The 515-nt window shown below is 66.6% G+C and carries 1 protein-coding gene; it reads left to right on the top strand.

Annotation, left to right across the window (positions count from 1 at the left end; translation table 11 throughout):
* Positions 1-515: condensation domain-containing protein (locus D7V80_RS41175; protein ID WP_233586110.1), on the top strand; the 515-nt coding region annotated here is incomplete at both ends.

Here is a 515-nt window from a genome sequence, read left to right as displayed (position 1 = left end):
CTCAACCCTCGGCGCCTACGAGCACCAGGACGTCCCCTTCGAGAAGCTCGTCGAGGAGCTGCGCCCCCAGCGCAGCCTCAGCCACACGCCTCTCTTCCAGGTCATGTTCTCCCTCCAGAACACGCCTGAACAGACGCTTGAGCTGCCGCGGCTCGCGCTGCGTCCCTTCGCGCTCGACAGCGAGGTTTCCAAGTTCGACCTATCGATCTCGCTCACCGAGCGAAGTGGAGCTCTCGAAGGCGTCCTGGACTACAGCTCGGACCTCTTCGACGCCGCGACGGTCCAGCGGATGGCCGCGCACTTTCACGCCCTGCTCGAAGCCATCGCCGTGAACCCCGAGCGGTCCGTCTCTTCGCTCTCCTTCCTCTCGGGCTCGGAGCGCCAGCAGCTCATCTCGACGTGGAACGACTCCCACCAGCCGTTTCCCTGGGACGGCTGCCTCCACGAGCGCTTCGAGGCCCAGGCGGCTCGCACGCCCGATGCCCTCGCCGTCCTCTCCGACGAAGCCTCCCTCT

The organism is Corallococcus sp. CA054B, from assembly GCF_003611625.1.
GTDB lineage: Bacteria > Myxococcota > Myxococcia > Myxococcales > Myxococcaceae > Corallococcus > Corallococcus coralloides.
This window is presented reverse-complemented; position numbering and strand designations above follow the sequence as displayed.